The sequence below is a fragment of the Simplicispira hankyongi genome (genome assembly GCF_003570885.1).
GTDB classification, from domain to species: domain Bacteria; phylum Pseudomonadota; class Gammaproteobacteria; order Burkholderiales; family Burkholderiaceae_C; genus Simplicispira; species Simplicispira hankyongi.
Genome location: NZ_QXJC01000007.1, coordinates 19,915 through 44,506 on the forward strand (window position 1 = coordinate 19,915; position 24,592 = coordinate 44,506).

General features: G+C 59.9%; 19 protein-coding genes and 5 tRNA genes. 20 read left to right on the forward strand and 4 right to left on the reverse strand.

Annotation, left to right across the window (positions count from 1 at the left end):
- Positions 1-36: 36 nt before the first annotated feature.
- Positions 37-1,443 carry a F0F1 ATP synthase subunit beta gene (gene atpD / locus D3F03_RS13780; RefSeq protein WP_119110015.1) on the forward strand — a complete coding sequence of 469 codons (1,407 nt, stop codon included), beginning with the start codon at positions 37-39 and terminating at the stop codon, positions 1,441-1,443.
- Positions 1,444-1,524: 81 nt separating this feature from the next.
- Positions 1,525-1,944, forward strand: coding sequence for a F0F1 ATP synthase subunit epsilon (locus tag D3F03_RS13785; RefSeq protein WP_119110016.1), 420 nt, complete (start codon positions 1,525-1,527; stop codon positions 1,942-1,944).
- 126 nt (positions 1,945-2,070) lie between these two features.
- On the opposite strand, the gene D3F03_RS13790 is transcribed toward D3F03_RS13785, so the two are convergent.
- From D3F03_RS13790 to D3F03_RS13800, 3 genes are all read right to left on the reverse strand, one after another.
- On the reverse strand, positions 2,071-2,505 hold the full coding sequence (locus D3F03_RS13790) for a TPM domain-containing protein (protein ID WP_342769325.1): 435 nt from the start codon (positions 2,503-2,505) through the stop codon (positions 2,071-2,073).
- Positions 2,506-2,597: 92 nt separating this feature from the next.
- Entirely contained in the window at positions 2,598-3,476 is an 879-nt protein-coding gene (locus D3F03_RS13795) for a TPM domain-containing protein (protein WP_119110018.1), read from the reverse strand.
- Positions 3,477-3,509: 33 nt separating this feature from the next.
- On the reverse strand, positions 3,510-4,103 hold the full coding sequence (locus D3F03_RS13800; protein WP_119110150.1) for a LemA family protein: 594 nt from the start codon (positions 4,101-4,103) through the stop codon (positions 3,510-3,512).
- Between the two features lie 145 nt (positions 4,104-4,248).
- Here D3F03_RS13800 and D3F03_RS13805 point away from each other — a divergent pair, with 145 nt between their 5' ends.
- Complete coding sequence (locus tag D3F03_RS13805) at positions 4,249-4,776, forward strand: DUF2946 family protein (protein WP_119110019.1); 528 nt, start codon at positions 4,249-4,251, stop codon at positions 4,774-4,776.
- Between the two features lie 99 nt (positions 4,777-4,875).
- Here the strand turns inward: D3F03_RS13805 and D3F03_RS13810 are convergent, their stop codons facing one another.
- Positions 4,876-5,745: a c-type cytochrome gene (locus D3F03_RS13810; RefSeq protein WP_119110020.1), complete on the reverse strand. Its 870-nt coding sequence runs from the start codon at positions 5,743-5,745 to the stop codon at positions 4,876-4,878.
- Positions 5,746-5,884: 139 nt separating this feature from the next.
- Between D3F03_RS13810 and D3F03_RS13815 the strand changes: the two genes are divergently transcribed.
- From D3F03_RS13815 to D3F03_RS13895, 17 genes are all read left to right on the forward strand, one after another.
- A tRNA-Arg gene (locus D3F03_RS13815) sits at positions 5,885-5,960 on the forward strand.
- Positions 5,961-6,100: 140 nt separating this feature from the next.
- Positions 6,101-6,186, forward strand: a tRNA-Tyr gene (locus D3F03_RS13820).
- A 65-nt stretch (positions 6,187-6,251) separates the two neighbouring features.
- A tRNA-Gly gene (locus tag D3F03_RS13825) sits at positions 6,252-6,325 on the forward strand.
- A gap of 29 nt (positions 6,326-6,354) precedes the next feature.
- Positions 6,355-6,429: transfer RNA gene (locus D3F03_RS13830), tRNA-Thr, on the forward strand.
- 78 nt (positions 6,430-6,507) lie between these two features.
- Positions 6,508-7,698 carry an elongation factor Tu gene (gene tuf / locus D3F03_RS13835; protein WP_119110021.1) on the forward strand — a complete coding sequence of 397 codons (1,191 nt, stop codon included), beginning with the start codon at positions 6,508-6,510 and terminating at the stop codon, positions 7,696-7,698.
- Between the two features lie 8 nt (positions 7,699-7,706).
- Positions 7,707-7,782 (forward strand) — tRNA-Trp (locus D3F03_RS13840).
- A gap of 84 nt (positions 7,783-7,866) precedes the next feature.
- Entirely contained in the window at positions 7,867-8,250 is a 384-nt protein-coding gene (gene secE, locus D3F03_RS13845; protein WP_119110151.1) for a preprotein translocase subunit SecE, read from the forward strand.
- Positions 8,250-8,843 carry a transcription termination/antitermination protein NusG gene (nusG, locus tag D3F03_RS13850; RefSeq protein ID WP_119110022.1) on the forward strand — a complete coding sequence of 198 codons (594 nt, stop codon included), beginning with the start codon at positions 8,250-8,252 and terminating at the stop codon, positions 8,841-8,843. The genes secE and nusG overlap by 1 nt, the downstream gene beginning before the upstream one ends.
- A 119-nt stretch (positions 8,844-8,962) precedes the next feature.
- Positions 8,963-9,394: a 50S ribosomal protein L11 gene (rplK, locus tag D3F03_RS13855; RefSeq protein WP_119110023.1), complete on the forward strand. Its 432-nt coding sequence runs from the start codon at positions 8,963-8,965 to the stop codon at positions 9,392-9,394.
- Positions 9,395-10,090, forward strand: coding sequence for a 50S ribosomal protein L1 (gene rplA / locus D3F03_RS13860; RefSeq protein ID WP_119110024.1), 696 nt, complete (start codon positions 9,395-9,397; stop codon positions 10,088-10,090).
- A gap of 228 nt (positions 10,091-10,318) precedes the next feature.
- On the forward strand, positions 10,319-10,825 hold the full coding sequence (rplJ, locus tag D3F03_RS13865) for a 50S ribosomal protein L10 (RefSeq protein WP_119110025.1): 507 nt from the start codon (positions 10,319-10,321) through the stop codon (positions 10,823-10,825).
- 42 nt (positions 10,826-10,867) lie between these two features.
- Complete coding sequence (gene rplL / locus D3F03_RS13870) at positions 10,868-11,245, forward strand: 50S ribosomal protein L7/L12 (RefSeq protein WP_119110026.1); 378 nt, start codon at positions 10,868-10,870, stop codon at positions 11,243-11,245.
- 271 nt (positions 11,246-11,516) lie between these two features.
- Positions 11,517-15,629, forward strand: coding sequence for a DNA-directed RNA polymerase subunit beta (gene rpoB, locus D3F03_RS13875; protein WP_119110027.1), 4,113 nt, complete (start codon positions 11,517-11,519; stop codon positions 15,627-15,629).
- 77 nt (positions 15,630-15,706) lie between these two features.
- Positions 15,707-19,933 carry a DNA-directed RNA polymerase subunit beta' gene (rpoC, locus tag D3F03_RS13880; RefSeq protein WP_119110028.1) on the forward strand — a complete coding sequence of 1,409 codons (4,227 nt, stop codon included), beginning with the start codon at positions 15,707-15,709 and terminating at the stop codon, positions 19,931-19,933.
- A gap of 329 nt (positions 19,934-20,262) precedes the next feature.
- Entirely contained in the window at positions 20,263-21,648 is a 1,386-nt protein-coding gene (gene rsmB, locus D3F03_RS13885; RefSeq protein WP_119110152.1) for a 16S rRNA (cytosine(967)-C(5))-methyltransferase RsmB, read from the forward strand.
- Positions 21,649-21,766: 118 nt separating this feature from the next.
- The gene (locus tag D3F03_RS13890; protein WP_425453142.1) at positions 21,767-22,270 is read left to right on the forward strand and encodes a DUF4390 domain-containing protein; all 504 of its coding nucleotides are present in this window, start codon (positions 21,767-21,769) and stop codon (positions 22,268-22,270) included.
- On the forward strand, positions 22,267-24,561 hold the full coding sequence (locus D3F03_RS13895) for a sensor histidine kinase (protein ID WP_119110030.1): 2,295 nt from the start codon (positions 22,267-22,269) through the stop codon (positions 24,559-24,561). The genes D3F03_RS13890 and D3F03_RS13895 overlap by 4 nt, the downstream gene beginning before the upstream one ends.
- Positions 24,562-24,592 lie beyond the last annotated feature (31 nt).

The window sequence follows — 24,592 nt, forward strand, 5'->3', positions numbered from 1 at the left end:
ACAGCACCGCAAGATTCAAATTTACTGGAGCAAAAAATGGCTCAAGCCCAAGGAAAAATTGTTCAATGTATCGGCGCCGTGGTGGACGTAGAGTTCCCCCGGGACCGCATGCCGCATATTTACGACGCGCTCAAGCTCGAAGGCACGGCGCTCACGCTCGAAGTGCAGCAGCAGCTCGGCGACGGCATCGTGCGCACCATTGCGCTCGGCTCATCCGACGGCCTGCGTCGCGGCCTGATGGTGTCTAACACCGGCAATCCGATCACGGTGCCCGTGGGCAAGGCCACGCTGGGCCGCATCATGGACGTGCTGGGAACGCCCATCGACGAGCGCGGCCCGGTGAGCGACGAGCTGACGGCCTCCATCCACCGCAAGGCGCCCACGTACGACGAACTGAGCCCTTCGCAGGAACTGCTGGAAACCGGCATCAAGGTGATCGACCTGATCTGCCCGTTTGCCAAGGGCGGCAAGGTGGGTCTGTTCGGCGGTGCTGGTGTGGGCAAGACCGTGAACATGATGGAACTCATCAACAACATCGCCAAGGCGCACAGCGGTCTGTCGGTGTTCGCCGGTGTGGGGGAGCGCACCCGCGAAGGCAACGACTTCTACCATGAGATGGCCGACTCCAAAGTGGTGGACCTCGACGATCTGTCGAACTCCAAGGTGGCCATGGTGTACGGCCAGATGAACGAACCGCCGGGTAACCGTCTGCGCGTGGCGTTGACAGGTCTGACCATCGCCGAGTCGTTCCGTGACGAAGGCCGCGACGTGCTGTTCTTCGTGGACAACATCTACCGCTACACGCTGGCCGGTACCGAAGTGTCCGCACTGCTGGGCCGTATGCCTTCCGCTGTGGGCTACCAGCCGACGCTGGCCGAGGAAATGGGCCGCCTGCAAGAGCGTATCACCTCCACCAAGGTGGGCTCGATCACCTCGATTCAGGCCGTGTACGTGCCTGCGGACGACTTGACCGACCCCTCGCCTGCCACCACGTTCGCTCACTTGGACTCGACCGTGGTGCTCTCGCGCGATATCGCTTCGCTCGGTATCTACCCCGCCGTGGACCCGCTGGACTCCACCAGCCGCCAGCTCGATCCGCTGGTCGTGGGCCAGGACCACTACGACACCGCGCGCGCCGTGCAAGGCACGCTGCAGCGCTACCGCGAGCTGCGCGACATCATCGCCATCATGGGCATGGACGATCTGGCGCCTGAGGACAAGCTGGCCGTGGCCCGCGCCCGGAAAATTCAGCGCTTCCTCTCGCAGCCTTTCCACGTGGCCGAAGTGTTCACGGGTTCGCCGGGCAAGTACGTTCCGCTGTCCGAAACCATTCGTGGTTTCAAGATGATTGTGAATGGCGAGTGCGACCACCTGCCTGAACAAGCCTTCTACATGGTGGGCGGCATCGACGAAGCCATCGAAAAAGGCAAGAAGATGGCGTAAGAGAGGGCAGGGCCGACCTTCCTCCGGAGGGCCGCCCGTCTTTCTTGCTTCCGCTTTTTGACGATTTCCAAAGGAATTCAGATGGCCAACACCCTACATGTCGACGTTGTGAGTGCCGAAGAGTCCATCTTTTCCGGTGAGGCGCGGTTTGTGGCCTTGCCCGGCGAAGCGGGCGAGTTGGGCGTTTACCCACGCCACACGCCGCTGATTACCCGCATCAAGCCGGGCTCGGTGCGTATTGAAATGGCCGATGGCAGCGAAGAATTCGTTTTTGTCGCCGGTGGCATTCTTGAGATTCAACCCGATTGCGTTACCGTCCTGTCCGACACGGCTGTGCGCGGCAAGGATCTTGATGACGAGAAGGCCAACAAGGCCAAGGCCGCTGCCGAAGAGGCGGTGAAGAATGCCAAGAGCGAGCTCGATCTGGCACGCGCACAGTCTGAACTGGCCATCATGGCCGCACAGATTGCCGCTTTGCGCAAGTTCCGCCAGAAGCGCTGAGCAACGCCGGAGCGAACCCCCGCCACACAAAAGAAAACCGCCCTTGGGCGGTTTTCTTTTGTGTGGCAATAAATGCGTAAAAACAGGCATTGACGCCTACCCCATATACCTGAAAAGCTATCCTTTTTATAGCGCATCAGAGGCAATGACGGGCGTATCCGGTAGCTCGTTGTCGGTACGTGCCAAGCCTGCAGAGTGCGTCTCCAGCAACTCGGACACCTCGTCGATCGCCTGGTTGAGCGCCTCTTCAAAGCGTTCCGACCGAAGCGTCTCGGCCATGCGCGCGATCAGCGCACTCCATACCGGCATCGGCACCTGGCGTGCCAAGGCGCGGTCCGCCACGATTTCGATGGAGCGTTCGGCGAGCAGCAGGTAAATTAAAACGCCGTTGTTGTGCTCGGTGTCCCAGACCCGAAGGGAGCCGAACAAGCTGATGGCCCGTTCCCGGGCGCGCGCATCGCGCCACACATAACGCCAGGGAAGCGATGCCTCCAGACAAATGCGAATTTGGCCGCTGTGGCGTGTTTCACTCTGCGCCACGCGGGCCGCGAGCCGCTGCATGGCGCTACCACGCAGGCTTCGTGGCAGCCGGCCGCTGCCAAGCCACTGGTGCTTGAGAAGTCTTGCCAGGCGATCGAATAAGCTGCCCATGCTCACCAGTCCCCTGACGCGCCGCCGCCGCCGAAATCACCGCCACCGCCCGAAGAAAATCCACCGCCAGACGAGGAGCCGCCGCCACCCCAATGGGAGCCGCCACCACCGCCAACCCATGGCGATCTGCTTGCGCCGGTGACAAGCAGGACGAACAGCGCGGCACCGATCGCTGCCAGCAGCGAGACCAGGAGGCTCGCCCCAAACACAAAAATAGCCAAACCCGTGCCTGCACCCAGCAGCAGTGCCCCGAGGCGCTTGCCAAACAGGGCGCTCACTATTTGGCTTGCACCCAGTACGGCAAAAAGCACGATGCCACCTATGTCCAGCCAACTCGACTGCGCGGCCGGGGCCGATCCGCCAGGCGCTGGCTCGGGCAGAGGCTCGCCCGCAATACGCGCGGCAAGCTGGTCAATTGCAGCATTGAGACCGCCGGCAAAATCGTTATCGCGAAACTTGGGCTTCATGGCCTGGTCGATGATGCGGGCCGCAGCCAGGTCGGGAATCGCGCCCTCAAGAGCCTTGGCCACCTCGATGCGCATCTTGCGGTCTCGCTTGGCGACGACGATGATCAAGCCGTCGCCCACGTCAGGCCGGCCAATTTTCCAGGTGTTGCCGACCCGATTGGCAAACGAAGCGATGTCTTCTGGTGCCGTGCTGTCCACCATCAGCACGACCAGTTGCGTGCCTTCGCGCTTTTCAAGCTCGGTGAGCCGAGCTTCCAGGCTGCCAGTCTGCGCCGCGTCCAGGGTGTTTGTCTGATCGAGCACATGGGCTGTGAGAGCGGGGACGGGCAGCAGTGCCTGCGCCCAACCAGAAAGCGGTGAAAATGCTATTAAAAAAATAGCTGCTAGCGTATACCTTATAAGCGCTAGAGGCATATTTTCTTTAAATTTCGTAGCCAAGCCGCGGAGTTATTTCTTCGGCGCCGAGAAATCCACGACAGGCGGCTGCGAAATCTGCGCTTCGTTCTGTACAGCGAAAGTCGGCTTTGCCTCGTAGCTGAACACCTTCGCTGTAAGGTTGGTGGGGAAGCTGCGCGCCAGCACGTTGTACTGCTGCACGGTCTGGATGTAGCGGTTGCGGGCGATGGTGATACGGTTTTCCGTACCCTCCAGTGTCACGCGCAGATCGCGAAAGGCCTGGTTCGCCTGCAAGGTCGGATAGCGCTCGGAGACTGCCATCAACCGCGACAAAGCGCCAGACAGTTCGCCCTGTGCCTGCTGGAATTTGGCGAATGCCTCGGGGTTGTTGAGTGTTTCGGGTGTGACTTGAATGGAAGTGGCCTTGGCACGCGCTTCAATTACCTTGGTGAGCGTGTCCTGCTCGAAGTTCGCTTCGCCCTTCACGCTGGCAACGATGTTGGGCACCAGGTCGGCCCGGCGTTGGTACTGGTTGAGAACCTCGCTCCAGGCGGCCTTGGACTGCTCATCCAGTCGCTGGAAGTCGTTGTAGCCGCAGCCGCTGAGCGCGACCACCGTGAACATCAGAATCAAAAAACGCTTCATGGGTATGCGCGCCGGCCCAAGAAGGCGGAAATGCCACAGCCGCTGCGCTGCGAAATTGTGCAGCAACACAGGCGTGCAGCGAGGGAAATATTTCAGCAGGTGTCTCCGTGCGGATCGCCCGCGACCTGCAGTGCAAAATCGTGGCATGGACACTATCGTGCGACAGGCTATGGCAAAGTGGCCCAACGTCCCAGCGTGCTACGGCTGGCTTGGGCTCGATGCGCGCGGACACTGGTACCTGCGCGATGACGAGGTGCAGGCCAAAGGCAACTTTGCACAAAGCAAAGGTTCATGGCTGCGCCATGAGAAGCTGCTGGCGTTCATTGGCCGCAATTACCAGGCCGATGCGTGTGGCCTGTGGTACTTCCAAAACGGCCCCCAGCGCGTGTACGTAGAACTCGAGTGCGCTCCCTGGGTTTGGCGCGTGCTGCCAGACCTGCAGTTGCAGTCGCAGATTGGTAGCCACTTACTCGGCACGAAATGCGTGCTGGATACAGAAGGCCGGGTGTATCTGGAGACTGCCGCCGGGCTGGGCCTCGTCCACAGCCTGGATACCGGGCTGGTTGTCGATGCGCTCGAACGTGGCGCGTGGGAGGTGGAAGAAGTCCCCACCGAGAGCTTGCCAGACCGCTATGGTTTTGTGCTCAGCCCGGAACAGGCGCAGCGCCGTTGACAACGCCTGGCGGCGTGGGGCCGAGGCGCCCATACGGACAGGCGAAAAAAAGCCGATCACTGATGGATCGGCTTTTTTTGGGTGCCGTAAGGCAAGCGTCTATTTCGCTGCCGCGGTCATGAAGTCCACGGCAGCATGAACATCCGCGTCCGATGCACTGGAGCCGCCGCGCGGGGGCATGGCCCCTTTGCCGTTGATCGCACTGTGATAGAGCGCCTCCATGCCGGTCTGCAAGCGGGGCGCCCAGGCGGCCTTGTCACCAAACTTGGGAGAACCTGCCGCACCCGTCGCGTGGCAGGCCTGGCAGGTTTGCTTGTAAAGCGCTTCCCCTGCACCACTTGCAGAAGCGACGACGGGCTTGGCGGCAGCCGCGTTTGAATCTGCGGTCGCAGGAGGTGTGCCGGCAGTGTCTGCCTGTGGCGTGGCAGCAGCGGGCGCCGCTGCGCCTGCACTGCTGGCGGGTGCGGCACCCTTGGCGTCCGCAGGCTCGGCAAACTTCGCACCCGCAGCATTGGCCATGTACACCACAGCTCTGCCAACTTCCGTATCGCTGAAATTGCCACCACCTTGCGGCGACATGGCGCCTTTACCAGTAAGCGCCGAATGCAACAGCGCTTCATAGCCAGTCTTGATGCGTGGCGCCCAGGCGGCGGCATCCTGGAACTTCGGAGAGCCCGCAGCACCCGTTGCGTGGCAGGCGGAGCACTGTGCCTTGAATACCTCTTCGCCCGTTTTCAACGGGCGATTGGCATCGCGAATTTCGACCGACCCCACCTTTTGGATGCGCAATGCGATGGCCCGCTCCGGATTGGCGGATCCTGCCGAAGGAACATCTGCCGAGCTGACGAACATCGCGAGTGCAATGATCGTGAACACAGGGGCGACAAAGCCGAGCAGCACGGCGACCAGCAACTGCTTGGGATTCTTGATGGGCCCCGTGTGGGCTTGTGTGGAGTGTTGCTCGCTCATTTCTTCCTCAAAGTGGCCAAACGGGTCTTGATCTAGATCGTCCAATTATAGGTGCGTGATGCCTTGCACGCTGGCATGCACGTCACGCGAGCCAGGCTGTGTGATAATCATTGGCTGCGCCCAGGCGGGTGCAGCGAGCGCGGCTGTAGCTCAGTGGATAGAGTATTGGCCTCCGAAGCCAAGGGTCGTGGGTTCGATCCCCGCCAGCCGCACCAGCGTTTTCTAGCGCTTGCCAGAGTGGGCGTATCTCGTTGACGCCGTCTTCGCAGAGAGGCGTTTTTCCTGAACCATTTTTTTCATCAAATGGGCATGCTTGATCGGGAGCTCGAAAAAAGGCTATAATTTAAGACTGCGTGGAGGAGTGCCCGAGTGGCTAAAGGGGGCAGACTGTAAATCTGTTGGCGTACGCCTACGCTGGTTCGAATCCAGCCTCCTCCACCAACTGTGATCATGAAGCAGGGTCCTGTCTTCGGTTGCTGTCTTGCCGGATGGTCAGGGTTGCTATCGCGGGAGTAGTTCAATGGTAGAACCCTAGCCTTCCAAGCTAATGACGCGGGTTCGATTCCCGTCTCCCGCTCCATGATCTTTGGTTAGGTATTTGTTTTAGTTGCCCATGTGGCTCAGTGGTAGAGCACTCCCTTGGTAAGGGAGAGGTCGCGGGTCCGATTCCCGCCATGGGCACCACTTAATTTCTGGATGCGGCTGCGGTTGGTGCGCCGATGTCCTCTTGTTTTGTTGTAGATTTTTTTCGGAGTCGGAAAAATGGCAAAAGGAAAATTCGAACGTACCAAGCCGCACGTCAACGTCGGCACGATCGGCCACGTGGACCACGGCAAGACGACGCTGACGGCAGCAATTGCCACCGTGCTGTCCGCCAAGTTCGGCGGTGAAGCCAAGGCCTACGACCAGATCGACGCGGCTCCGGAAGAAAAGGCCCGCGGCATCACGATCAACACGGCTCACGTGGAATACGAAACGCAGAATCGCCACTACGCCCACGTGGACTGCCCTGGCCACGCCGACTATGTGAAGAACATGATCACCGGTGCCGCCCAGATGGACGGCGCCATCCTCGTGTGCTCGGCCGCTGACGGCCCAATGCCCCAGACGCGCGAGCACATCCTGCTGGCCCGCCAGGTCGGCGTGCCCTACATCATCGTGTTCCTGAACAAGTGCGACATGGTCGACGACGAGGAGCTCCTCGAACTCGTCGAAATGGAAGTGCGCGAACTCCTCGACAAATACGATTTCCCTGGCGACGACACCCCGATCATTCGCGGCTCCGCCAAGCTCGCCCTGGAAGGCGACAAGGGCCCTCTGGGCGAGCAAGCCATCATGAAGCTCGCTGAAGCCCTGGACACCTACATCCCCACACCTGAGCGTGCCGTGGACGGCGCCTTCCTGATGCCCGTGGAAGACGTGTTCTCCATCTCCGGTCGTGGCACCGTGGTCACGGGCCGTATCGAGCGCGGCGTCATCAAGGTCGGCGAAGAAATCGAAATCGTCGGCATCAAGGACACCGCCAAGACCACCTGCACCGGCGTGGAAATGTTCCGCAAGTTGCTCGACCAAGGCCAAGCTGGCGACAACGTCGGCCTGCTGCTGCGCGGCACCAAGCGCGAAGACGTCGAACGCGGCCAAGTGCTGTGCAAACCCGGCTCGATCAAGCCGCACACGCACTTCACCGCTGAGGTGTACGTCCTGTCCAAGGACGAAGGCGGCCGCCACACGCCGTTCTTCAACAACTACCGCCCCCAGTTTTACTTCCGTACGACGGACGTGACGGGCGCGATCGAGTTGCCTGCCGACAAGGAAATGGTCATGCCTGGCGACAACGTGTCGATCACGGTCAAGCTGATCAACCCCATCGCCATGGAAGAAGGTCTGCGCTTTGCTATCCGCGAAGGCGGCCGCACCGTCGGCGCGGGCGTTGTTGCCAAGATCATTGCTTAAAGCAACTTAGGGGTATAGCTCAATTGGCAGAGCGTCGGTCTCCAAAACCGAAGGTTGTAGGTTCGATTCCTACTGCCCCTGCCACCTGATACGGTGGTATTCAAAGCCCGCTACACAATGGCGGGCTTCGGCGTCTTAGGCGATGCTGGGTTTGATAGGAAAAATGGCATGGCCACTTCACAAATAGAAACTGTCAGTACTGGTGTTGACAAGGCTAAGCTGGCCTTGTCTGTTGTGCTGTTGCTGGCGGCTTTGGCGGGGTTTTATTTTCTTGCCAAGCAAGGGGCCATGGTCCAATGGAGCGTGCTCCTTGGTGGACTGGTGTTGGCGGTTGGGGTTTTTCTGGTTTCCGAGAGCGGGAAGCGATTCATTGCTTTTTGCCGAGATTCCTATCGGGAAGTCAAGAAGGTCGTTTGGCCGACCCGCAAGGAAGCCGTCCAGATGACTATGTATGTATTCGGTTTCGTCGTGGTGATGGCATTGTTTCTTTGGTTGACCGACAAGACGCTCGAATGGGTTTTTTATGACCTGATTCTGGGTTGGAGGAAGTAATGACAGTTTCGGCCGATATGGAAGGTGTGAGTGCCTTGGGAACCGCCGATGCTGGCAATCCCGAGCTTCGCTGGTACATCGTGCACGCCTACTCCGGCATGGAAAAAGCTGTTGAGCGAAACATTGCCGAGCGCATCGCCCGCGCCGGTATGCATGCCAAATTTGGTCGTGTATTGGTGCCGACTGAAGAAGTGGTGGAAATGAAGAGCGGGCAGCGGAAAACCACGGAGCGGCGCCTGTTTCCTGGGTATGTGTTTGTCGAGATGATCATGGATGACGAGTCCTGGCACCTGGTAAAGCACACCAACAAGGTGACCGGTTTCGTCGGGGGCGCCAAGAATCGGCCAGCTCCCATTTCTGAAGCCGAGGTGCAAAAAATCGTCAGTCAGATGCAAGAGGGCACCGAAAAACCCCGGCACAAGACGGAATTCATGGTGGGCGAACTGGTTCGCGTGAAGGAGGGGCCTTTTACCGATTTCAACGGATCGGTGGAAGACGTCAATTACGAGAAGAATCGTCTGCGCGTCTCCGTGATGATTTTTGGGCGCTCCACCCCGGTGGAATTGGAATTTGGTCAAGTCGAAAAGACCTAAATTGGTATTGGCGCGGTTGCACTTTTCGGCTCGGTGCAATTGTTTATCGAGAGCTGTAAACCCCGGGGAGCCGAGTCTGCACAGCAGACCACGGCGCATGCACCCGCAAGGAGTAAACCATGGCGAAGAAAATCGTCGGTTTTATCAAGCTGCAAGTACCAGCTGGTAAGGCCAATCCCTCACCACCGATTGGCCCAGCACTGGGTCAGCGCGGCCTCAACATTATGGAGTTCTGCAAGGCATTCAATGCGCAGACCCAAGGTGTCGAGCCCGGCCTGCCTCTGCCGGTGGTCATTACCGCTTTTGCGGACAAGAGCTTTACCTTCATCATCAAGACGCCGCCCGCAACGGTTTTGATCAAGAAGGCCATTAAGCTCGACAAGGGTTCTGCCAATCCGCTGAGCACCAAGGTTGGCAAGATCACGCGCGCGCAGCTCGAAGAAATCGCCAAGACCAAAATGAAAGACATGAACGCTGCCGATCTTGACGCGGCAGTTCGTACCATTGCTGGCTCTGCCCGTTCGATGGGTGTGACCGTGGAGGGCGTGTAAATGGCCAAGCTCACGAAAAAGCAAAAAGCTCTCCAGGGCAAGATCGACAGCACCCGTCTATATCCTTTGGCAGAGGCGTTGAGTCTGGTCAAAGTGGGTGCTACGGCAAAATTTGATGAGTCCATCGATGTGGCCGTGCAACTCGGTGTCGACGCGAAGAAGTCTGACCAAGTGGTCCGTGGCGCTGTCGTCCTGCCAAACGGCACCGGCAAAACGACGCGGGTCGCAGTGTTTGCCCAAGGCGTCAAGGCCGAAGAGGCGAAGGCCGCCGGAGCCGACATCGTCGGTATGGACGATCTGGCTGCCATGGTCAAGGCGGGTGATATGCCTTTTGACGTCGTCATTGCTGCCCCCGATGCGATGCGCGTCGTTGGTACCCTCGGTCAGATTTTGGGCCCACGCGGGCTGATGCCCAACCCGAAGGTGGGCACCGTCACTCCCGATGTGGCAACCGCCGTGAAGAACGCCAAAGCCGGCCAGGTCCAGTTCCGTGTGGACAAAGCAGGCATCGTGCACAGCACCATTGGCCGCCGTTCGTTTGACGACGACAAGTTGCAAGGTAACTTGGCCGCTCTGATCGACGCGCTGGCCAAGGCCAAGCCCGCGACCAGCAAAGGTCTGTACTTGCGCAAGGTGGCGGTCTCTTCCACGATGGGCGTGGGTGTCCGCGTCGATACGCAATCGATCGCGGCCTGAAGAAATGTCCAGGTGGGCTGAATGCCTGTCTGAACCGGTGGGCTGTGTGCATTCCCATGCGCGCAGGCCATCCAAGACCGCTGGCGTGCAAAGGCGCACTTAAATCCCCTAGGGGCCAGCGCAGATGGCGATCCCGCTGCATAGGGTTTGAACCTGAACAGTTGGTCGCTGCAACCAGAGTGTGCAATTTGGCCTTTCGGCTAAGTGGCACTTTTTAAGGAGTAGACCTTGAGTCTTAATCGCAGTGAGAAAGAAGCGGTCATCAGTGAAGTGACCGACCTCGCCGCAAAAGCTCAAACGCTTGTGCTTGCGGAATACCGCGGCATCACGGTCGCCGACATGACCAAGTTGCGTTCCGATGCGCGCAGCAAAGGCGTTAGCCTGAGTGTTCTCAAGAACACCCTGGCCCGCCGCGCTGTTGCCGGAAGCAGCTTTGACGTGGTTGCCGACCAGATGACCGGTCCGCTGATCTATGGCTTCTCCGAAGACGCCGTGGCTGCCGCGAAAGTGGTGGCCGACTTCGCGAAAACCAACGACAAGTTGGTCATTCGCGGCGGCGCATTCGGTGGCAAGGCCCTGGACGTGAATGGCGTGAGGCAACTCGCCAACATTCCTTCGCGGGAAGTGTTGTTGGCGCAGGTGTGTGGGCTGTTGATGTCGCCAATTTCCCGTACCGCAGTGGTGCTGGGCGCTCTGGCGGCGAAAAAAGGCGAGAGCGAAGCTGTGGCGGCCTGAAGCCCCGCAGTCGTTCAACCAACCAATTGTTAGGAAATCAAAATGGCATTCGATAAAGACGCATTTTTGACCGCGCTTGACGGCATGACGGTCCTGGAACTCAATGAGCTGGTGAAAGCCATTGAAGAGAAGTTTGGCGTGAGCGCCGCCGCAATGGCGGCCCCTGCTGCGGGCGGTGCTGGTGCTGGTGCTGCTGCTGCTGAAGAACAGACCGAATTCAACGTGATGCTGCTCGAAGCCGGCGCCAACAAGGTGTCCGTCATCAAGGCCGTGCGCGAAATTACGGGCCTGGGCCTGAAAGAAGCCAAGGACGTGGTCGACGGCGCTCCCAAGGCAGTCAAGGAAGGCATGGCCAAGGCCGACGCCGAAGCCGCCAAGAAGAAGCTGGAAGACGCTGGCGCCAAGGCCGAGCTCAAGTAAGCTCGCCCTCTCATGGGCTGGGGTGCTCCGGAAGGAGCCCTCAGCCTTTTGGCGCTTCTGGGCGCCAGGCAGAGCGCACCAAAAAACAACGGCGCCGTTGTTTTTTAGTGTCTTCTGACGAACCCGACAGCAGAAGACGCCTTGGTTCGGGCGATGTGCAACGCATCGCTGTCCGCCATGGTTGGTAGTGGCCAACCGCCAAGCCTGCAGTGCCGCGCGCTGCAGGTCCTACGTCGCAGACCCAGGACTCAAGTCTTTGCCCGGAGATCTCATGGCCTATTCCTTTACCGAACGCAAGCGAATCCGCAAAAGTTTCGGCAGCCGCGACAGCGTGCTCGAGGTTCCCTACCTGCTGCAGATGCAGAAAGACGCGTATACCGCGTTCCTTCAGGCGAATGTATCGCCAAAGAAGCGTTCGATAGAAGGCTTGCAAGCGGCTTTCAATGCGGCCTTTCCGATTGTCTCGCACAACGGTTTCGTGGAAATGAAATTCCTCGAATACAACCTGGCTAAGCCCGCCTTTGATGTGCGCGAGTGCCAGACACGTGGCCTGACCTTTGCGTCCGCCGTCCGTGCCAAGGTGCAACTCATCATTTACGATCGTGAGTCTTCTACGCCCCAATCCAAGGTGGTCAAGGAAGTGAAAGAGCAAGAGGTCTATATGGGCGAAGTGCCGCTCATGACCGACAAGGGCTCGTTCATCATCAACGGTACCGAGCGTGTCATCGTCTCGCAGTTGCACCGCTCGCCTGGCGTGTTTTTCGAGCACGACAAGGGAAAAACGCACAGCTCAGGCAAATTGCTTTTCTCGGCGCGCATCATTCCTTACCGCGGTTCCTGGCTCGACTTCGAGTTCGACCCCAAAGACATTCTTTATTTCCGCGTGGACCGTCGGCGCAAGATGCCAGTCACGATTCTGCTCAAGGCCATTGGCCTGAACCCCGAATCGATCCTGGCAAACTTCTTTGTCAACGACAACTTCCGCTTGATGGACAGCGGGGCACAGATGGAATTCGTGCCCGAGCGCCTGCGCGGCGAAGTGGCACGTTTCGACATTACGGACAAGTCTGGAAAGGTAGTCGTCGCCAAAGACAAGCGCGTGACTGCCCGTCATACCCGTGAACTCGAAGAGAGCAAGACCACGCACATCAGTGTGCCCGAGGACTTCCTCATTGGTCGCGTGATCGCTCGCGCGATCGTCGATCCCGATACTGGTGAGATCCTGGCCAAGGCCAACGAAGAGATCACCGAAGCACTGCTTAAGAAGCTGCGTTCCTCGGGTGTGCAGGAATTGCAGTGCATCTACACCAACGAACTCGATCAAGGCGCGTACATCTCGCAGACCCTGCGCATTGATGAGACCGTTGACGAGTTCGCTGCCCGTGTTGCCATCTACCGCATGATGCGCCCCGGCGAGCCGCCGACCGAAGATGCCGTACAGGCACTGTTCCAGCGCTTGTTCTACAACCCTGACACCTACGATCTTTCGCGCGTCGGGCGCATGAAGTTCAACGCCAAGATTGGCCGCGATGAGTCGACCGGCCCCATGGTTCTGACCAACGAGGACATCCTCTCCGTGGTCAAGATTCTGGTGGATCTACGCAACGGCAATGGCGAAGTGGACGACATCGACCACCTGGGCAACCGGCGTGTGCGTTGTGTCGGCGAGTTGGCCGAGAACCAGTACCGTACCGGTCTGGCGCGCATCGAGAAGGCGGTGAAGGAGCGTCTGGGCCAGGCCGAGCAGGACCCGCTCATGCCGCACGATCTGATCAACTCCAAGCCGATTTCTGCGGCTCTCAAGGAGTTCTTCGGTGCTTCGCAGCTCTCGCAATTCATGGACCAGACCAATCCGCTGGCCGAAATCACCCACAAGCGCCGCGTGTCGGCTCTCGGCCCGGGCGGTCTGACGCGCGAGCGTGCAGGCTTTGAAGTGCGCGACGTGCACGTCACCCACTACGGCCGCGTGTGTCCTATCGAAACGCCTGAAGGCCCGAACATTGGCCTGATCAATTCGCTTGCTCTGTATGCGCGTCTGAACGAATACGGTTTCATCGAAACGCCGTACCGCCGCGTGATCGACGCCAAGGTGACCAATGAAATCGATTACCTGTCGGCGATTGAAGAAGGCAAGTACATCATTGCACAAGCCAACGCGACCCTGAGCGACGATGGCCGTTTGACCGGCGACTTGGTGTCTGCCCGCGAAAAAGGCGAGTCAATTCTGGTCGGCGCAGAGCGTGTGCAGTACATGGACGTCTCGCCCGCGCAGATCGTGTCGGTGGCCGCGTCGCTCGTTCCGTTCCTGGAGCATGACGACGCCAACCGCGCACTCATGGGCGCCAACATGTCGCGCCAGGCCGTGCCTGTGCTGCGTCCAGAAAAACCCATGGTGGGCACTGGCATTGAGCGCGTGGCCGCGGTGGACTCCGGCACTGTGGTTACTGCGACCCGCGGTGGCGTAGTGGACTACGTAGATGCAACCCGCATCGTGATTCGCGTGAACGACGCTGAGGCGGCCGCAGGTGAAGTGGGTGTGGACATCTACAACCTCATCAAGTACCAGCGCTCCAACCAGAATACGAACATCCACCAGCGACCCATCGTCAAAAAGGGCGACAAGCTGACCAAGGGTGACGTGATCGCGGATGGTGCCTCGACCGATCTGGGTGAGATCGCCATCGGTCAGAACATGCTGATCGCCTTCATGCCCTGGAACGGCTACAACTTCGAAGACTCTATTTTGATCAGTGAACGCGTCGTCGCCGAAGACCGCTACACCTCGATTCACATCGAGGAGCTCGTGGTCATGGCGCGCGACACCAAGCTAGGGGCCGAGGAAATCACGCGCGATATTCCTAACCTCTCTGAGCAGCAGCTCAACCGTCTGGACGAATCCGGCATCATCTATGTGGGTGCCGAAGTCATGCCTGGCGATACGCTGGTGGGCAAGGTCACGCCCAAGGGTGAAACCACGCTGACACCGGAAGAAAAGCTGCTTCGCGCCATCTTTGGCGAAAAGGCATCGGACGTAAAAGATACGTCGCTGCGTGTGGATCAAGGCTCGCAGGGCGTGGTCATTGACGTCCAAGTGTTCACGCGCGAAGGCATTCAGCGCGACAAACGTGCCCAGCAAATCATTGATGATGAGCTCAAGCGTTTCCGTCTCGACTTGAACGACCAACTGCGCATCGTGAGCGACGACGCCTTTGCGCGTCTGGAAAAACTGCTGATTGGTCGCGTTGCCAATGGCGGCCCGCAAAAGCTCGCCAAGGGCAGCAAGATCGACAAGGCGTATCTCGATGCGCTCGACCGCTTCCACTGGTTCGATATTCGCCCCGCCGAAGACGACGTGGCGAGCCAGTTGGAGAGCATCAAGAATTCGCTTGAGCAGACGCGTCACAGCTTTGACCTTTTGTTTGAAGAAAAGCGCAAGAAGCTCACGCAAGGCGACGAATTGCCCGCTGGCGTGCTGAAGATGGTGAAGGTGTACCTGGCTGTCAAACGTCGTCTGCAGCCGGGGGACAAGATGGCCGGTCGCCACGGTAACAAGGGTGTGGTCTCGAAGATCACCCCAGTGGAAGACATGCCGCACATGGCGGATGGCACGCCTTGCGACATCGTGCTCAACCCACTGGGCGTTCCTTCGCGCATGAACATCGGGCAGGTGCTGGAAGTGCATCTGGGCTGGGCTGGCAAAGGCATCGGCCAGCGTATCGGTGACATGCTGCAGCGGGAGGCGGCTACGGTAGAGATTCGGCAATTCCTTGACAAGGTCTACAACAGTGCCGGTCGCAAAGAAGACCTGGAGAAGATGTCGGACGACGAGATCCGTGCCATGGCGCAGGAATTGACGAGCGGCGTCCCATTTGCCACTCCTGTGTTTGATGGGGCGACCGAGCAGGAAATCCTCGACATGCTGAAACTCGCGTATCCCGAAGAGATCGCGAAAGAGAAGGGTCTGACAGCAACACGCACCCAGGCGCAGCTGTACGACGGCCGCACGGGCGAGGCGTTCGAGCGCTTCACTACGGTGGGTTACATGCACTACCTCAAGCTGCACCATCTGGTGGACGACAAGATGCACGCACGCTCGACCGGGCCGTACTCGCTGGTGACGCAGCAGCCGCTCGGCGGCAAGGCGCAGTTCGGCGGCCAGCGTTTCGGCGAAATGGAAGTGTGGGCGCTGGAAGCCTATGGCGCTGCGTACGTCCTGCAGGAAATGCTGACGGTGAAATCCGACGACGTCCAAGGCCGTACCAAGGTGTACGAGAGCATCGTCAAGGGTGAGCACACCATTGAAGCGGGCATGCCCGAATCGTTCAACGTGCTGGTCAAGGAAATCCGCTCGCTGGGCCTCGACATGGAACTGGAACGCTCCTGAACGCCAAGCTCCTGTCGTGCGGGCCGAATGCGCAGCGTATGCGCCGGCCCGTCCCAACCGTTTAAGGAAAGAGTCATATGAAATCCCTACTCGACCTGTTCAAGCAATTCACGCCCGACGAGCATTTCGATGCCATTCGCGTCGGCATGGCCTCGCCCGAGAAGATCCGTTCCTGGTCCTTCGGCGAGGTGAAGAAGCCCGAGACCATTAACTATCGCACCTTCAAACCTGAGCGCGACGGTCTGTTCTGCGCCAAGATTTTTGGCCCGATCAAAGACTACGAATGCCTGTGCGGCAAGTACAAGCGCCTCAAGCACCGCGGTGTCATCTGCGAGAAGTGCGGCGTTGAAGTCACGCAGACCAAAGTGCGCCGTGAGCGCATGGGCCACATTGATCTGGCCGCGCCGTGCGCCCACATCTGGTTTCTGAAGTCGTTGCCGTCGCGTCTGGGCCTGGTGCTCGACATGACGCTGCGCGACATTGAGCGCGTGCTGTACTTTGAAGCCTATGTGATCACCGATCCCGGTATGACGCCGCTGAAAAAGCGCGACATCATGTCCGAGGATGACCACGACGCGAAACGCAAGGAATACGGCGATGAATTCGTCGCCAAGATGGGAGCTGAAGGCATCCGCGATCTGCTGGAATCGATCGAGATCGACTCCGAGATTGAGCGCCTGCGTGGTGATCTGACCGGTTCCGAAGTCAAGGTCAAGAAGAACGCCAAGCGCTTGAAGGTGCTGGAAGCGTTCAAGAAGTCCGGCATCAAGCCCGAGTGGATGGTGCTCGAAGTGCTCCCCGTGCTGCCGCCGGATCTTCGTCCGTTGGTGCCACTCGATGGTGGCCGCTTCGCCACGTCCGACCTGAACGACCTGTATCGCCGCGTGATCAACCGCAACAGCCGTCTGCGCCGCTTGCTGGAGCTGAAGGCCCCGGAAATCATTGCGCGCAACGAGAAGCGCATGCTGCAGGAAGCCGTGGATTCGTTGCTCGATAACGGCCGCCGTGGCAAGGCTATGACAGGTGCCAACAAGCGCGCCTTGAAATCGCTTGCTGACATGATCAAGGGCAAGAGCGGTCGCTTCCGCCAGAACTTGCTGGGTAAGCGCGTGGACTACTCCGGCCGGTCGGTCATCGTGGTGGGCCCGACACTCAAGTTGCACCAGTGCGGCCTGCCCAAGCTGATGGCGCTCGAATTATTCAAGCCCTTCATCTTCTCGCGCCTTGAAGCCATGGGCATCGCGACGACGATCAAGGCGGCCAAGAAGGAAGTCGAATCCGGCACGCCGGTGGTCTGGGACATCCTGGAAGAGGTGATCAAAGAGCACCCAGTGATGCTTAACCGCGCGCCCACGCTGCACCGTCTGGGTATCCAGGCCTTCGAACCCATTTTGATTGAAGGCAAGGCCATTCAGCTGCATCCGCTGGTCTGCGCGGCCTTCAACGCCGACTTCGACGGTGACCAGATGGCGGTGCACATTCCGTTGTCCGTGGAAGCACAGATGGAGGCCCGCACGTTGATGCTGGCGTCCAACAACGTGCTGTTTCCCGCCTCGGGTGAGCCCTCCATCGTGCCGTCGCAAGACGTGGTGCTCGGCCTGTACTACGCTACGCGCGAGTGCATCAATGGCAAGGGCGAAGGACTTATTTTTGCCGACATTGGTGAAGTTCAGCGAGCATTGGACGCGCGTGAGGTGGAACTCGCGGCGAAGATCAATGTGCGCATGACCGAATGGGTCAAGAACAAGGCCACGGGCGAGTTCGAACCCAGCACCAGTATTGTGGAAACCACCGCAGGCCGCGCCTTGCTGTCGGAAATCCTGCCCAAGGGGTTGCCGTTCTCGAACATGAACAAGGCGCTCAAGAAGAAGGAAATTTCCAAGCTGATCAACGTGTCCTTCCGCAAATGTGGGCTCAAGGAAACAGTGGTGTTTGCCGACAAGCTGCTGCAAAACGGCTTCCGTCTGGCGACGCGCGCCGGTATCTCGATTGCTATCGAAGACATGCTGGTGCCGCCTCAGAAGGTAGGCATCATTGAGGCAGCGGAAAAAGAGGTTAAGGAGATCGAGCAGCAGTACGTCTCGGGTCTGGTGACCTCGGGTGAGCGCTACAACAAGGTGGTGGATATCTGGGGCAAGGCCGGTGACGAAGTCTCCAAGGTCATGATGCAGCAGCTGGCCAAGCAAAAGACCATCGACCGCCATGGCAATGAAGTGGATCAGGAGTCGTTCAACTCCATCTACATGATGGCCGATTCAGGCGCCCGCGGCTCCGCCGCCCAGATTCGCCAGCTTGCCGGCATGCGCGGTCTGATGGCCAAGCCCGATGGTTCCATTATCGAGACCCCCATTACGGCGAATTTCCGTGAAGGCCTGAACGTGCTTCAGTACTTCATCTCGACCCACGGCGCTCGAAAAGGCCTGGCTGATACGGCGTTGAAGACCGCCAACTCTGGCTATCTCACGCGCCGGCTGGTCGATGTGACGCAGGATCTGGTGGTTACCGAAGAGGACTGCGGTACCTCAAACGGCGCCTTCATGCGCGCCATTGTCGAGGGTGGCGAGGTCATCGAATCGCTGCGCGACCGCGTACTTGGCCGCACTGTTGCCGAGGATGTGCTGCATCCGGAAACCCGTGCAGTGCTGGCAGTCGCTGGCCAGATGCTGGAAGAAGACCTGATCGAAGAGCTGGAAGCTGCAGGTGTCGATGAAGTCAAGGTGCGTACGGCGCTGACTTGCGAGACACGTTTTGGCCTGTGCGCATCCTGCTATGGCCGTGACCTGGGCCGTGGCGGTCTCATCAACCTTGGCGAAGCGGTTGGCGTGATTGCCGCACAGTCCATCGGTGAACCTGGTACGCAGCTCACCATGCGGACGTTCCACATCGGGGGCGCCGCTTCCCGTGCGGCCATTGCGGCCAGCGTGCAAGCCAAGTCCAATGGCGTAATCGGCTTCAACGCCACCATGCGCTATGTGACCAACTCCAAGGGTGAGTTGGTGGTGATTTCCCGGTCTGGCGAAATTACCATTCATGATGAGCATGGTCGCGAGCGCGAGCGCCACAAGGTGCCGTATGGCGCGACGCTCGCCGTGAAGGCAGACCAGCAGGTCAAGGCAGGCTTGATCCTGGCCAACTGGGATCCGCTGACCCGCCCCATCATTACCGAGTTTGCCGGCAAGGCACAGTTCGAGAACGTCGAGGAAGGCCTGACCGTTGCCAAGCAGGTGGACGATGTCACCGGCCTGTCGACATTGGTCGTGATCGACCCCAAGCGACGTGGTTCGGCCAAGGTGGTCAAGCCCCAGGTCAAGCTGATCGATGCCACGGGCAACGAAGTGAAGATCCCCGGCACCGACCACTCCGTGACCATTGGCTTCCAGATCGGCGCGCTGATCCAGGTACGCGACGGTATGGATGTGGGCCCTGGCGAAGTGCTGGCCCGTATCCCGATCGAAGGCCAGAAGACACGCGACATTACCGGCGGTTTGCCGCGCGTGGCTGAACTGTTCGAGGCGCGTACGCCCAAGGACAAGGGTACGCTGGCCGAAGCCACTGGCACCATCTCGTTCGGCAAGGAAACCAAGGGCAAGATCCGCCTGCAGATCACCGATCCGGAAGGCAAGGTCTGGGAAGAGCTGATCCCCAAGGAAAAGAACATCCTGGTGCACGAAGGCCAGGTGGTGAACAAGGGCGAATCCATCGTCGACGGCCCGGCCGATCCGCAGGACATCCTGCGCCTGCTGGGCATCGAAGAGCTCTCGCGCTACATCGTTGATGAAGTGCAGGACGTGTACCGCTTGCAGGGTGTGAAGATCAACGACAAGCACATCGAGGTGATCGTGCGCCAGATGCTGCGGCGCGTGGTGGTCGAGAATTCTGGCGATTCGAACTACATCGCCGGCGAACAGGTCGAGCGCTCGGAAATTCTCAACACCAATGAGGCGTTGCAAGCTGAGGGCAAGCTGCCGGCAACGTACACCAACTTGTTGCTGGGTATCACCAAGGCATCGCTGTCCACCGATTCGTTCATCTCGGCAGCGTCGTTCCAGGAAACAACGCGCGTGCTGACCGAAGCGGCCATCATGGGCAAGCGCGACGAACTGCGTGGTCTGAAGGAAAACGTCATTGTCGGCCGCCTGATTCCAGCCGGTACTGGCATGGCCTACCACCAGGCGCGCAAGGTGAAGGATGCTATGGATGATGCAGAGCGGCGCGCCATCGCTGAAGCGGAAGCTGAGGAAATGGCCGGTGCCACCGAGACCGAATCGGTCGAAGGTGCTGGCGACGACGCAGCAGCTGACTAACTGTCGAGCGCGGCGGGGGCTTTTGCCCCTGCCATGTCACACTTCGATCCCGGCCTGCCCTGAATGGACAGACCGGGATTTTTTCATGGCAAATCGGTCCCGCTGATGGAACTCTGCGCCGATGACGCTTTGCATCCTAGTGTCGTGAGTTGGAAGTTCGTTTCAGAAAGCTGCCGAGAATCGCCGCCATGCCGCGTTACAAATCCTCGCGATAGCTCCGGCTATCGCTGTGGTTTGCGCCTTGCCTGACGCCGATTTCGACATCTTTCACTTTTTCAACCTACTTCCAACTCACGACACTAGCCAATTTGCAGGTTGAAGGAAACACCATGAAGCCATCGGCGACGACCGATTCGGATCAGACCCCCGCTGCCGGTACGCGCTCGGGCAGCCTGAGTGCGCTGCTGCAGCTTGCTGCAAGCGGCCTGCTCCAAATACGCAAAGGGCGTTCTGGCGCCGTAGCGCTTGACGGCGCCGCGCCTGGCTTGCGTCCAGGCGCGCAGGCCCTCCTGTACCACGTGCTGCGCCACCTGGGACTGGCAGAGGCGCTGCGCAGTCGACTTGCACCGCGCACGCCACCGCCAGCGGCCGACGCCTTGCTCTGCACAGCGCTCGCGCTGGCCGCGGCACCCGAGGACATGCCCTATGAAGGGTTCACGCTGGTCAACCAGGCAGTGGAGGCCGCCAAAGGTGATGCTGCCACACGCAAGCAAGCCGCGTTTATCAATGCCTGCATGCGGCGGTTTTTGCGCGAGCGCGATGCCTTGCTGGCTGCCGTGGCAGCAGACCCCATTGCACGATGGAACCACCCGCGCTGGTGGATTGCCCGCATGCAGAAAGAGTGGCCGGACGATTGGCAAAGCGTGCTTGCTGCCAACAACTCCCAGGCACCCATGGTGCTTCGAATTAATGGGCAAAAAACCACGCTAGCGCAATATATGAAAGCGCTTGAAGCTATCAATATCAGAGCGAATGAGCAGCCGCCTCATGGTGTGGTCCTTGAGCGTGCTGTAGCCGTGCACCATCTCCCTGGCTTTGCAGAAGGTGTGGTGTCGGTGCAAGACCTATCGGCACAGAGAGCCGCGCCCTTGCTGCTTGCTGGTTTCCCTCCCGGTGCGCAGCTGCGGGTACTTGATGCCTGTGCAGCGCCTGGAGGCAAAACTGCACACTTGCTTGAATGCGCCGGAACCAGCGCGCAGATTCGCGTTACCGCGCTCGATATAGACCCAGTCCGCTGCAAGCGCATCGAGCAGAACTTGTCCCGTATCGGGCTGCAAGCGCAGGTGCTGGCGCACGATGCCGCCAAACCGCAGGATTGGTGGCAGCAGTGCTGCGCGGGTGAGCCTTTCGATGCCATCTTGCTGGATGCGCCCTGTACGGCGTCGGGTATCGTGCGGCGCCACCCTGATGTCCGTTGGCTGCGGCGGGAATCCGACATTGGGCAGCTTGCCCAAGTCCAGGCGCGGCTGCTTGCAGCGCTCTGGCCTTTGGTCAAGCCGGGTGGGCGTCTGCTGTATTGCACTTGCTCTGTCTTCCGCCCCGAGGGTGACGATCAGATTAAATTGTTCCTTGCCCACAACAGCGACGCGCGTCTGTTGCCCTCGCCCGGCCATATCCTGCCTGCTGCGGCAGACAGTCGCAACGGGCTCCCCGACAATGTGCACGGGGGACAGGATGGGTTTTACTTTGCCTTGCTACAAAAAATGGAGCGTTGATTTGCGTCTTGTGCGTGCAAGCCGTCTGTTGCGAGCATTTGCTTGGCTGCTGTGGTGTGCTGCCACTACGGCGCTTGGGCCCCTCGCGCATGCGCAGGGCGCGCCAGCCGTGGCGCATATGGAGGTTGAGCGAAGTCTGGAGGGCCTCTTCCTGAACGTTTCCATGGAGTTCGGCTTGCCTTCGCTGGTGCAGGAGGCGTTGCAGCAGGGCATTCCCATGACTTTTGTGGCCGATGCCGAAGTCACGCGATCGCGTTGGTACTGGTCTGACGAGAAGGTGTCCTCCGTGCAACGCTTCTTGCGCCTGAGCTACCAGCCGCTGACCCAACGCTGGCGCTTGAATGTGTCCTCGGCGCCGTTCAGCACGTCTGGTCTTGGCGTCTCGGTGGGGCAATCCTATGACCAACTCTCCGATGTGCTCGCCGCAATGCAGCGGATTGCACACTGGAATATTGCCGACGCGCAGGTGCTGGATACAGGCTCCCCATACCGTGTTCACTTTCACTTCCAATTGGATATGTCGCAGTTGCCACGGCCCTTGCAAATTGGCGCCCTCGGCCGATCTGGCTGGAACCTGAGCATTGCGCGGACCGAGCGGGTTCCGCTCCTGAGCACACCATGAGCACTGGCGTGGACTTGCCCCCGCGCTCGCGTGCTGCGCAGCCGTCGCGCGCAGCGCGTTGGGCGATCGGGGTGGGTGTTGCCATCACCGCTGCCATCGCCCTGGTGCTGATGTTCTTGCTCACGCTTGCCACCAACAACCGCGCCTTGTACGAGCGCAATTACAGCTGGTTGTTTGCCGTCAACGTCGTCGTGGCGGTGGCGTTCCTGGGCCTGCTGGCATGGATCGTCGCGCGCCTTGCGCTGCGCTTGCGCCATGGCAAGTTCGGCAGCCGCCTGTTGGTGAAGCTTGCCGCCATCTTTGCCTTGGTTGCGTTGGTGCCGGGGGGCCTGATCTATGTCGTGTCGTACCAGTTCGTCTCGCGCTCCATTGAGAGCTGGTTTGACGTCGAGGTGGAAGGTGCGCTTAACGCAGGCGTGAGCTTGGCCCGCACCACGCTGGAAATGCAGTCGACCGAAGCGGCCTCGCGCACCCGTACCGCTGCCGCGCAGCTCGCGCAAGTGCCCAGCGCTGCCGCTGGACTGGTGCTGGAGCGCATTCGCGACCAGCTCGGCGCCAGCGATGCCGCGCTGTGGAGCAGTTCAGGGACTCTGCTTTCGATCGTTGGCCAGTCGCGATTCCGCCTGGATGCCGAGCGACCGAGTGCACAGCAGCTGCGTGTGGTCCGCCAACAGGGGGCCTGGTCGCAAATCGAAGGGCTGGACGACTTGGGCGACCATGCCACACCACAGGCCTTGCAAAACATCCACGTGACCGCAATAGCCGTGGTCCCTACCACCAGCCTGGGTCTGTTTTCGGCCGAACCGCGCTATCTGCACGTGACGCTTCCCCTGCCGGCGGTGCTGGTGGGCAATGCGGTGGCTGTCCAGGAGGCGAATCGCGAATACCAGGAGCGCTCCCTGGCCCGCGGGGGGCTGCGTCGCATGTACATCGGCACATTGACCCTGAGTCTGTTTCTTGCGGTGTTTGGCGCGGTGCTGCTGGCGGTGCTCCTGGGCAACCAGCTTGCGCGGCCCTTGCTGGTGTTGGCCGAAGGCGTGCGCGAGGTCGCCCAGGGCAACCTTAGTCCGAAGGCGTCGCTTCAAGGCAGAGACGAGCTGGGAGGCCTGACGCGTTCTTTCGCCTTGATGACTCAGCAACTCGCCGATGCACGTGCTGCAGTGCAGAGCAGCATGCTGGCGGTGGACACGGCGCGCGAGCGTTTGCAGACGATTCTCGACAACCTTACTTCTGGGGTGATCGTGATGGATCCATCCGGGCGTGTGCAATCGTTCAACCCTGGAGCTGAGCGAATACTGCATGTGCCTTTGATGCCTGTGCTGGGGCATACGCTGGGGGAACTGCCGGAACTGGTGGAGTTTGACCGGGCGGTGCAGCGCCAGTTTGACAGCTGGCTGTCGCAACGTGACGGGGCGGGGCCGGCGCATTGGCAGCAAACTTTCGAGTTGCACGCTTCGCCTGATGGCGCTCAGCAGCACGCTACGAGCCTCGTCGCCAGGGGAGCCGGCATGCCAGAAAACGCCAGGTTGCTGGTGTTTGAGGACATTACCGAAATCGTTTCCGCACAGCGCGCACAAGCCTGGGGCGAGGTGGCGCGCCGATTGGCCCATGAGATCAAGAACCCGCTGACGCCCATTCAGCTATCGGCCGAACGAATGGAGATGAAGCTGTTGCCCAAGCTGGCAGCGTCTGATCAGGCCATGCTCGCCAAATCCGTCAAAACTATTGTTCAGCAGGTGGAGGCCATGAAGCGGCTGGTGAACGAGTTTCGCGACTATGCGCGCCTGCCCTCGGCAGACCTGCAAGCGCTGGATCTCAATGCGCTGGTGCGGGATGTACTGCACCTCTATGAGCCCGGTGACGTGCGTGTGCCGGTCCATGCCAGGCTTGATCCGCAGTGCCCGCCCATCCTGGGCGATGCGCAGCAATTGCGCCAGGTACTGCACAATTTGGTTCAAAACGCGCAAGATGCAACCGAGCAGATGCTGGCATCCGACCCACAGACAGAGCGAGCAGTCCTCCTGACCACTTCCTTTACCGCAGAGTCAAAGCGCGTACAGCTGGCGGTGTTGGATCAGGGGGCCGGTTTTCCGCCGCATATTCTCCAGCGTGCGTTTGAGCCCTACGTGACAACCAAGGTACGCGGAACGGGCTTGGGACTCGCCGTTGTCAAGAAAATTGCCGACGAGCACGGGGCAGCAATCAAGCTGGCCAACCGTGAACAAGATGGGCGAATATGTGGCGCGCAAGTGTCGCTATCATTTGCGACTGTGCAAACGGCGGCGACGTGAGGTTGGCACGCTGCAGATTCAAGGCATTTCC

What these genes read in the sequence shown, in the direction of transcription:
- atpD (WP_119110015.1), top strand. Translation starts at nt 37, where the DNA reads ATGGCTCAAGCCCAAGGAAAAATTGTTCAATGTATCGGCGCCGTGGTG.
- D3F03_RS13785 (WP_119110016.1), top strand. Translation starts at nt 1,525, where the DNA reads ATGGCCAACACCCTACATGTCGACGTTGTGAGTGCCGAAGAGTCCATC.
- D3F03_RS13790 (WP_342769325.1), bottom strand. Translation starts at nt 2,505, where the DNA reads ATGCAGCGGCTCGCGGCCCGCGTGGCGCAGAGTGAAACACGCCACAGC.
- D3F03_RS13795 (WP_119110018.1), bottom strand. Translation starts at nt 3,476, where the DNA reads ATGCCTCTAGCGCTTATAAGGTATACGCTAGCAGCTATTTTTTTAATA.
- D3F03_RS13800 (WP_119110150.1), bottom strand. Translation starts at nt 4,103, where the DNA reads ATGAAGCGTTTTTTGATTCTGATGTTCACGGTGGTCGCGCTCAGCGGC.
- D3F03_RS13805 (WP_119110019.1), top strand. Translation starts at nt 4,249, where the DNA reads ATGGACACTATCGTGCGACAGGCTATGGCAAAGTGGCCCAACGTCCCA.
- D3F03_RS13810 (WP_119110020.1), bottom strand. Translation starts at nt 5,745, where the DNA reads ATGAGCGAGCAACACTCCACACAAGCCCACACGGGGCCCATCAAGAAT.
- tuf (WP_119110021.1), top strand. Translation starts at nt 6,508, where the DNA reads ATGGCAAAAGGAAAATTCGAACGTACCAAGCCGCACGTCAACGTCGGC.
- secE (WP_119110151.1), top strand. Translation starts at nt 7,867, where the DNA reads ATGGCCACTTCACAAATAGAAACTGTCAGTACTGGTGTTGACAAGGCT.
- nusG (WP_119110022.1), top strand. Translation starts at nt 8,250, where the DNA reads ATGACAGTTTCGGCCGATATGGAAGGTGTGAGTGCCTTGGGAACCGCC.
- rplK (WP_119110023.1), top strand. Translation starts at nt 8,963, where the DNA reads ATGGCGAAGAAAATCGTCGGTTTTATCAAGCTGCAAGTACCAGCTGGT.
- rplA (WP_119110024.1), top strand. Translation starts at nt 9,395, where the DNA reads ATGGCCAAGCTCACGAAAAAGCAAAAAGCTCTCCAGGGCAAGATCGAC.
- rplL (WP_119110026.1), top strand. Translation starts at nt 10,868, where the DNA reads ATGGCATTCGATAAAGACGCATTTTTGACCGCGCTTGACGGCATGACG.
- rpoB (WP_119110027.1), top strand. Translation starts at nt 11,517, where the DNA reads ATGGCCTATTCCTTTACCGAACGCAAGCGAATCCGCAAAAGTTTCGGC.
- rpoC (WP_119110028.1), top strand. Translation starts at nt 15,707, where the DNA reads ATGAAATCCCTACTCGACCTGTTCAAGCAATTCACGCCCGACGAGCAT.
- rsmB (WP_119110152.1), top strand. Translation starts at nt 20,263, where the DNA reads ATGAAGCCATCGGCGACGACCGATTCGGATCAGACCCCCGCTGCCGGT.
- D3F03_RS13890 (WP_425453142.1), top strand. Translation starts at nt 21,767, where the DNA reads ATGGAGGTTGAGCGAAGTCTGGAGGGCCTCTTCCTGAACGTTTCCATG.
- D3F03_RS13895 (WP_119110030.1), top strand. Translation starts at nt 22,267, where the DNA reads ATGAGCACTGGCGTGGACTTGCCCCCGCGCTCGCGTGCTGCGCAGCCG.